The following is a 7,400-nucleotide window of genomic DNA, read 5'->3' as shown; positions in this document are numbered from 1 at the left end:
GTGCTGGACCGGCGTCTGCAGCACCTGCCACCAAGTCCTGCCCGCAAGGCCACCCACGACTCCAAGATCCAGACAGACCTAACGGAGTCCTACTAGGAGTGGCCACTGCCAAGGCCGTTCGGGCCCCGCTGAAGAAAGTCGGTGAGGGCAGAGGTTAGCGCTTCGGGGGCCTGTTCGGAGACGAGATGTCCGGAGTCGATGCCGTAGCCGCGGACATCGTCGGCCCACCGGTTCCAGATCGTGCGGGGATCTCCGTACAGCTCTTCCAGGTCGTCCTGAAGGGACCAGAGGATCAATGTCGGGCAGGCGAGACGGGCACCAGCGGTTCGATCGGCGTCCTCGTGCCGGCGGTCGACGCTGAGGCCGGCGCGATAGTCCTCAAGCATCGCCCGCACGACCTCCGAATTGCGCGTCGCGTGCCGCCACTCGCCGTAATTCTCCTGCCCCATCACCTCGGGGTCGCCGCGGTACCAGCTGTCGGGATCGGCGGCGATGACTCGCTCGGGGATGTCCCGTGGGCGAAGAAGAACCAGTGCCACCACCGGGTGGCGAACTCGGCGGTGATCCGCGACAGACGCTCCGTCAACGGCAGACAGTCCACGAACGCCACCCGGGAGGCGATCTCGGGGTGGTCGAGCGTGTGGCGCAGCGCCACAGCGCCCCCACGGTCGTGCCCGACCAGCGCGAACCGGTCATGACCGAGGTAGCGCATCACGGCCACCACGTCCCCGGCACCGCCCGCTTGGAATAGCCCAGGTGGTCCGCCGTGAAGCGCGGCCCCCTGGAGCGCCCGTACCCCCTCAGGTCGGGACAGAACACGGGGTGACCGGCTCGGACGAGCAGCGGTGCGACCCGGTGCCAGGTCGCCGATGTGCGGGGATGTCCGTGCAGCAGCAGCACCACCACGGGCGGGCCTTCACCCCCGAAGCGCACGAAGGCGGAAGCCTCACCGACATCGACCTGCGCGGTCTAGAAATCCTCGGACATACCGGCTTTCCCAGCACTCTGCTCAGGTATCGCGTCCTGCCGCCGGTGCGGTACCGGCACTGCCCGGTCGCCCCGGCTGTCGCCGGCCATGCATCGATGCATGGGGAATCCCTGTTCGCGGGGCTGCGACTCCCTCTCGGCGGGGAGCAGGTGCCGGTAGCGGCGGTCCCCGCCGAGCAGGACCTGCACGGTTCACTCGTAGACCAGTTCGGGGTCGTGCTGCTCGTAACGGGAAGGCGAGAGCGGGGTAGTCGTAGAGACGGTCGGCGGGCCTGTCGCGCCATTCCTGCCACCTCTCGAGCATGGTGTCGTTGAAGCGGTGAGGAAGGGGCCGGGGTTGATCGTCGCCACGGTGACGCCGGACTCGGCGAGTTCCTGGTCCAGCGCGTCGGCGAACGCCTGCACAGCGTGCGTGAGTCCGGCGACCGAGGAGATGGAGACGATACGTCCGCTGCGGCGTGCCGCCATCTGACGGGCGATGTTCTGGGTGAGCAGAAGGGGGCCGAAGACGTTCACCGCGAAGTGTCGGCGCAGCCGCGAGCAGCAGGAAGAACCATCACGGAACACCACCTTTGTCCCTCGGGGTCGACGACGTTGTGGTTGCGTCACTCGCGGATACTGGCCGCATGGATCGTGGTCGTGTTCTGCCTCCCGGGCCGCTGGTCCAGAACGAGTTCCCCGGAGATCGCCTCTGACCCCACAGCCGATCCCGGCAAAAGGTGCGCTTCAAGTGGGTCGGACGCGATGCCGGGGGTAGCCGGACCGTGAGAGCCGATCGGCTTTCGGAGTGCCGGACAAGGCGAAGGCGGGCCCATGGACGCGATTACGCTGCTCAAGGAAGACCACAAGACGGTCGAGAAGCTGTTCAAGGATTTCGAGCAGGCCGGGGACCGCGCCTACAAGACCAAGCGGAAGATCGCCGACAAGGTGATCGAGGAGCTGACGGTCCATGCCTGGATCGAGGAGAAGATCTTCTACCCCGCTGCTCGCGCCGCCGTGCCGGACACCAGCGACCACGTGCTGGAGAGCGTCGAGGAGCACCACGTCGTGCTGTGGATGCTGTCCGAGCTGGCGGGCCTTGACCCCGAGGACGAGCGCTTCGACGCCAAGATGACGGTCCTCATGGAGAACGTGCGGCACCACGTCGAGGAGGAGGAGAAGGAGTGGTTCCCCCAGGTGCGCTCCGCTCTCGGCCGCAACCGGCTGGGCGAACTGGGCGAGCAGCTCGCCGCCGCCAAGCCCGACGCCCCTCACGACCCCCTACGGGTTCCCAGCGCGCATGAATGACGGAGGACACGACGGCAGAACCGACGACTGGCCCCTCCGAGGAGCCACGGCATGACGAGTGAGCAGTCCGGCAACCCGACCTCACCGGCCCGGTCCGTGACGCTGCCCATGGCGGACGACGCCGAGTGGGACGCGGTGGATGTACGGGCGGTGGACACCGTCCGGGTGCCGGCGGCCGACGCGGTGCAGAAGGTCGGCAACGGCCATCCCGGGACGGCGATGAGCCTCGCCCCGCTGGCGCACCTGCTGTTCCAGAACGTCATGTGGCTGACCCGGGCGACCACCAGTGGCTGGGCCGCGACCGGTTCGTCCTCTCCTGCCGGCACTCCAGCCTGACCCTGTACATCCAGCTCCATCTGACCGGCTACGGCCTGAAGCTGTCGAACCTGGAGGCGTACCGCACCTGGGGTTCGGCAACGCCCCGCAATCACGGTGTCAGCTCAGGACCGCCGTAGTGACGTCTGCTCCGAGCAGCGGTGAGGTGCCGTTACCGGGGTACACGGAGACAGGATCAAACGGCGGCAGAAGAAGACCGGTTGGTCGCCGCCCACGGCGGTTCACGGCCTCCGACGAGCACGAACGGACGCCGGACGTCACAGGAACTGCCGAAACGCCGACGAAGGACAGGTGAGCGCCCATGACCGCAGAGGGTTCCCCACGCGCCGACAGTGGAGCACAGGAACCGGTCGGCGAGCTGGTCCAACGTGCCTCGCAGCAGTTGTCGCAGCTGGTCCGCGACGAAATGCGCCTGGGGCGGGCGGAGATGACCGAGAAGGGCCAGCGGTTCGGCAAGGGCGGCGGGCTGTTCGGCGGTGCGGGACTAGTGGGTGTTCTCACGCTGCAAGCGCTGGTGGCCACCGTGATCGCCGCGCTCTCGCTCGTCATGGATGTGTGGGCGGCGGCGCTGATCGTCACGGCCGTTCTGGCCGCCGTCACCGCGCTGATGGCGGTTCTCGGCAAGCGGCAGATCAGCAAGGCATCCCCGCCGGCACCCGAACAGACCATCGACAGCGTCAAGGCCGACGTAGCCGAAATCAAGGAGAAGGCACAGCGATGACCCAGGACAAGCCGTACACGGGCGATGAGGCAGCACCTTCCACGGAGGAACTCCGTAAGCAGGTCGAGGCGACCCGCGAGGAGCTCGGCGAGACCGTTGAGGCGCTCGCGGCCAAGGCTGATGTCAGAGCCCGCGCCCAGGAGAAGACGGACGCCGTCAGGGAACAGGTCGAGGAGAAGGCGGCACAGGCCAAGACCCAACTGCGGGACACAGCATCACGCGTAGTCCACAAGGTGCAGGACAGGACCCCGGAGCCGGTGCGGGCCAAGGCCGCCGCCGCCACGGAGCAGGTCCGTGACAAGGCAGTTCACGCCGGTCAGTTGGCCTGGGAGAAGACGCCGGAGCCGGCACGCGAAAAGGCCGGCCAGGGCCTGCAGGCGGCACGGGCCAACCGCGCCCCGCTGCTCGCCGCGGCTGGCGCGTTCGTCGCCCTGCTGCTCATCCGCCGCTCCAGGAAGCACCGATGAAAGCGAGCAAGATCGCCTACAAGCCACTCGGCATGGCCATGGGCGCCCTCAGCGGCATGGTGGCCGGTGCGGCGTTCAAGCAGGTCTGGAAAAGGCTCGGCCACGACGACGACACCCCCAACGCCACCGACGAACACCGCACTTGGCCCGAGGTCCTGTCGGCAGCCGCCCTGCAAGGAGCGATCTTCGCCGGCGTCAAAGCCGCCGTCGACCGCGGCGGCGCCACCGCCATCCGCCGGCTGACCGGGACCTGGCCCGGCTGACCACTCCCCTCGGCGTCCCCCGCAGCCCGCAGCAAGGGGACGCCGACGGGCAGTCAGCTTCCAGACGGACGACACCTTCCCTCTCTCCCCTTCGCCGTGCCCCCTTGCGATTGCCGGGCCCCTCTCGTCTGCGGACAACCGGGGCAGAGAGCCAGAAGCCGACGAAGGAGGTCGGCAAGCGCCTGCCAGCCCAGGCGCGCTTCTCCATGTGCTAGCCCCGCGCCTTCGCTGCCCACCGCGATGTCCGGGAGCAGCACCAAGTCGTCGGCATGCTTGAGGTACTCCATGCAGGCGATCGGACCGATGTCCAGGGTCGCTTCGGAGTCTCCCCCGTGCCAGGGGTGCCCGGTCGGCAATCAGGCAGGCCAAGGGCGGTTCGGGGGCGGCGGAACACGACTGAGTAAGGGCGTCTGCCTGCGGAGAACGAGAGGATCATCGACCCCGCACCGATGATCCACAGCAGGCGCTGCCCCTCGGCGCCGTCGATCTCGCCCTCCGAGCGGCGGTCCTGGAGCCCGGACGTGGTCGACGGGCATACCAACCCGGTCAAGGTACCGAATCGCCGGACGACACTCGTGCCCGAGCCGGAGCCCGTATCGCGTCTGCCGCAGATATATTCATCGACTTCGTTTCTCAATGCTATGAGCAACAACTGTTGGACCTCTGAATCATCGATTCCTAGGCTCGGCCAGGAAGGCCTTCCGTACGCGAAGACCTCGACCACCTGTCTTCCACACCCGGAGGAGACGACCGATGAAGCAACGCACGATCGGCGGACAGACGGTTTCGGCGATCGGGCTCGGCGGCATGCCGATGTCCATCGAGGGCCGCCCCGACGCCGGCAGATCGATCGCGACGATCCACGCCGCGCTCGACGCCGGTGTCACGCTCATCGACACAGCGGACGCATATCACCGCGGCGCCGACGAGGTCGGACACAACGAGGAGCTCATCGCCCGGGCTCTGCATTCGTATGGCCGGGGAGCGGACGACGTGCTCGTCGCGACGAAGGGTGGTCACCTGCGGCCCGGCGACGGCAGCTGGACCGTGAACGGCGATCCGGCCTATCTCAAACAGGCCGCCAAGGAGTCGGCCAGGCGCCTGGGCGTCGAGGCGATCGGCCTCTACCAGTTCCACCGCCCCGACCCGCGCGTCCCGTACGCCGACTCGATCGGTGGGATCCGTGACCTGCTCGACGAGGGCGTGATCCTCATGGCGGGCATCTCGAACGCGACCGTGGAGCAGATCGACGAGGCGAACGAGATCCTGGGCGGTCGCCTCGTCTCGGTCCAGAACCAGTTCTCGCCCAGGTTCCGCTCCAGCCTGCGCGAGCTGGAACACTGCGCCGAACTAGGGATCGCGTTCCTGCCCTGGAGCCCCCTGGGCGGCATAGCGAACGCGCCCGAACTCTCGTCGCGCCACGCCGCTTTCCGCGAGGTCGCGGACGAGACAGGCGTCAGCGTCTACCGCGTGACCCTGGCCTGGGAGCTTGCCCTCGCGCCCGTGGTGGTCCCGATTCCCGGGTCCTCTCGCCCCGAAAGCATCCGTGACTCAGCGGCCGCCACCGATGTCGAGCTCACACTCGAGCAGATTTCCCGCCTGTCGGCGGCCTGAGGCGCCCGCTCTCGGCACCGCACACCCACTTACGGACAAGGACCCGATCGTGAAGACGTTCAAACTGCCCGGCACCGACATGGTCGTCCCGAACATCGTGCTCGGCCTGATGCGCATCCAAGACAAGAGCGACGCTGAGGTGCGCGAACTCCTCGCCACCGCCATGGACGCCGGCGTCACGTTCCTCGATCACGCCGACGTGTACGGCAGCGAGCTGCACGGCTGCGAGCGCCGTTTCGCCGAGGCGATGCGGCTGACCTCCTCGCAGCGCGAAGGGTTGATCATCCAGTCGAAGGCGGGCATCGTCCGCGAGGGCCCTTACTTCGACTTCTCCTACGAACACATCGTGGAGTCGGTGGACGGTTCGCTCGAGGCTCTCGGCACCGACTACCTCGACATCCTGCTGCTGCACCGCCCCGACGCCCTGGTCGAACCCGAAGAAGTCGCGCGTGCCTTCGACGACCTCGCCACGGCGGGCAAAGTGCGGGCCTTCGGTGTCTCGAACCACACCCCCCGGCAGATCGATCTGCTGAGCCGCCACGTCACACAGCCGCTGGTGGTGAACCAGCTCCAGCTGTCGATCACGCACGCCCCGCTCGTCGCGCAAGGCGTCGCGGCCAACATGCAGGGCCTGGACCAGTCGGTCAGCCGTGACGACGGGCTTCTGGACTACTGCCGACTGCACGACATCACCGTGCAGGCCTGGTCACCGTTCCAGGCCGGCTTCTTCGACGGACCGTTCCTCGGCTCGGATCGCTACACCGAGCTCAACGCCGTCATCGATCGCCTGGCGGCGAAGTACGGTGTGCCGTCCCTTGCCATCGCGACGGCCTGGATCACCCGCCACCCCGCCCGGATGCAGGTGGTCATCGGTACGACCACACCGGGGCGCGTCGCGGACGCCGCCCTCGGATCGGACGTACCACTGACCCGGGCAGAATGGTACGAACTGTTCCGCGCCGCCAACTACATCGTGCCCTGACCGTCGCCCCGAGCGGACAGCCACAGGTGCGCAATCCATGTCCACGATGGCCGCGCACGCGGGGGTCTACTGTCACACACTCGACGGCTGTCACACACTCGACTGCGCGGTTCTCGGTGAGCCGGCGCAGGCACACCCGGCACGGCTGGACGACGTCTGCAGTATGAAGTTCAGCGTCAGGTAGCGGTCGCCTTGCATCGCACCTCACCTGGAGCCTGCGGACCTGGGACCTGCGGAGATCGCACAGGACTTCCGCCCCGGCTTCCTGACGGATACCTGGCAGGCACAGGTGGGCGAGGTGGTCGCGGACGCGGCGGTCCAGGGGATCGGAAGCGGCGTGTCACCAGCTCGCGGTGCGGGCACGCCGACACATGGACGGGGCCGGGTCCGGTGCGGGCAGGAATTACCGCGACCTCCCCTTATCTGCTCGTCTAGGTGTGTGGGCCGTTCACGACGCTCACTCCGGAGCACGTACCGGACTCGATGGCGGGGGCCAGGAAGGTGTGCGAGAGCCAGAGCCGAAGAGGGCGATCAGGACGACGACCCAGGTGTGCACGCGATCACGGCCCGGGACCGCCACGTGCCCGGACATCCGCGCGGGTGAGCACGCCTGGCCGGTGGTGTGTGTGCCACGAGCGGCCGGGGTACTCGGGTGCACCCACCGTGCGGCGCGCCCCGCACGAACCCAGGCAGTCACGGCTCGACGGCTGCGGGGCCACCCGGCGTCCCCCATCCCTCCTGCG

General features: G+C 68.1%; 6 protein-coding genes and 4 pseudogenes. 7 read left to right on the top strand and 3 right to left on the bottom strand.

The window, feature by feature from the left end; translation table 11 throughout:
- Positions 1-92: 92 nt before the first annotated feature.
- Both AB0N16_RS28685 and AB0N16_RS28680 read right to left on the bottom strand, forming a co-directional pair.
- A pseudogene (locus AB0N16_RS28685) lies at positions 93-933 on the bottom strand (alpha/beta hydrolase).
- Positions 934-1,098: 165 nt separating this feature from the next.
- A pseudogene (locus AB0N16_RS28680) lies at positions 1,099-1,524 on the bottom strand (SDR family NAD(P)-dependent oxidoreductase); the annotation flags it as partial.
- A 276-nt stretch (positions 1,525-1,800) separates the two neighbouring features.
- Between AB0N16_RS28680 and AB0N16_RS28675 the strand changes: the two are divergent.
- The 5 genes and pseudogenes from AB0N16_RS28675 (at position 1,801) to AB0N16_RS28655 (ending at position 4,061) form a co-directional block, all read left to right on the top strand.
- The gene (locus AB0N16_RS28675; protein WP_365801572.1) at positions 1,801-2,274 is read left to right on the top strand and encodes a hemerythrin domain-containing protein; all 474 of its coding nucleotides are present in this window, start codon (positions 1,801-1,803) and stop codon (positions 2,272-2,274) included.
- Between the two features lie 51 nt (positions 2,275-2,325).
- Positions 2,326-2,696: pseudogene (locus tag AB0N16_RS28670) on the top strand (transketolase); the annotation flags it as partial.
- A gap of 215 nt (positions 2,697-2,911) precedes the next feature.
- Positions 2,912-3,331 carry a phage holin family protein gene (locus tag AB0N16_RS28665; RefSeq protein WP_365801570.1) on the top strand — a complete coding sequence of 140 codons (420 nt, stop codon included), beginning with the start codon at positions 2,912-2,914 and terminating at the stop codon, positions 3,329-3,331.
- Complete coding sequence (locus tag AB0N16_RS28660; protein ID WP_365801568.1) at positions 3,328-3,798, top strand: DUF3618 domain-containing protein; 471 nt, start codon at positions 3,328-3,330, stop codon at positions 3,796-3,798. The genes AB0N16_RS28665 and AB0N16_RS28660 overlap by 4 nt, the downstream gene beginning before the upstream one ends.
- The gene (locus tag AB0N16_RS28655) at positions 3,795-4,061 is read left to right on the top strand and encodes a DUF4235 domain-containing protein (RefSeq protein ID WP_365801566.1); all 267 of its coding nucleotides are present in this window, start codon (positions 3,795-3,797) and stop codon (positions 4,059-4,061) included. The genes AB0N16_RS28660 and AB0N16_RS28655 overlap by 4 nt, the downstream gene beginning before the upstream one ends.
- 221 nt (positions 4,062-4,282) lie before the next feature.
- Here AB0N16_RS28655 and AB0N16_RS28650 read toward each other — a convergent pair.
- Positions 4,283-4,372 (bottom strand): annotated as a pseudogene (locus tag AB0N16_RS28650) (menaquinone biosynthesis protein); the annotation flags it as partial.
- A gap of 442 nt (positions 4,373-4,814) precedes the next feature.
- Here AB0N16_RS28650 and AB0N16_RS28645 point away from each other — a divergent pair.
- Positions 4,815-5,675, top strand: coding sequence for an aldo/keto reductase (locus tag AB0N16_RS28645; RefSeq protein WP_365801564.1), 861 nt, complete (start codon positions 4,815-4,817; stop codon positions 5,673-5,675).
- Positions 5,676-5,724: 49 nt separating this feature from the next.
- Entirely contained in the window at positions 5,725-6,657 is a 933-nt protein-coding gene (locus AB0N16_RS28640) for an aldo/keto reductase (RefSeq protein ID WP_365801562.1), read from the top strand.
- Positions 6,658-7,400: the final 743 nt, after the last annotated feature.

The sequence above is a fragment of the Streptomyces sp. NPDC051105 genome, from assembly GCF_040682795.1.
Taxonomy (GTDB): domain Bacteria; phylum Actinomycetota; class Actinomycetes; order Streptomycetales; family Streptomycetaceae; genus Streptomyces.
Note: the sequence above shows the minus strand (reverse complement) of the source record. Positions and strands in the feature narration are given on the sequence as shown.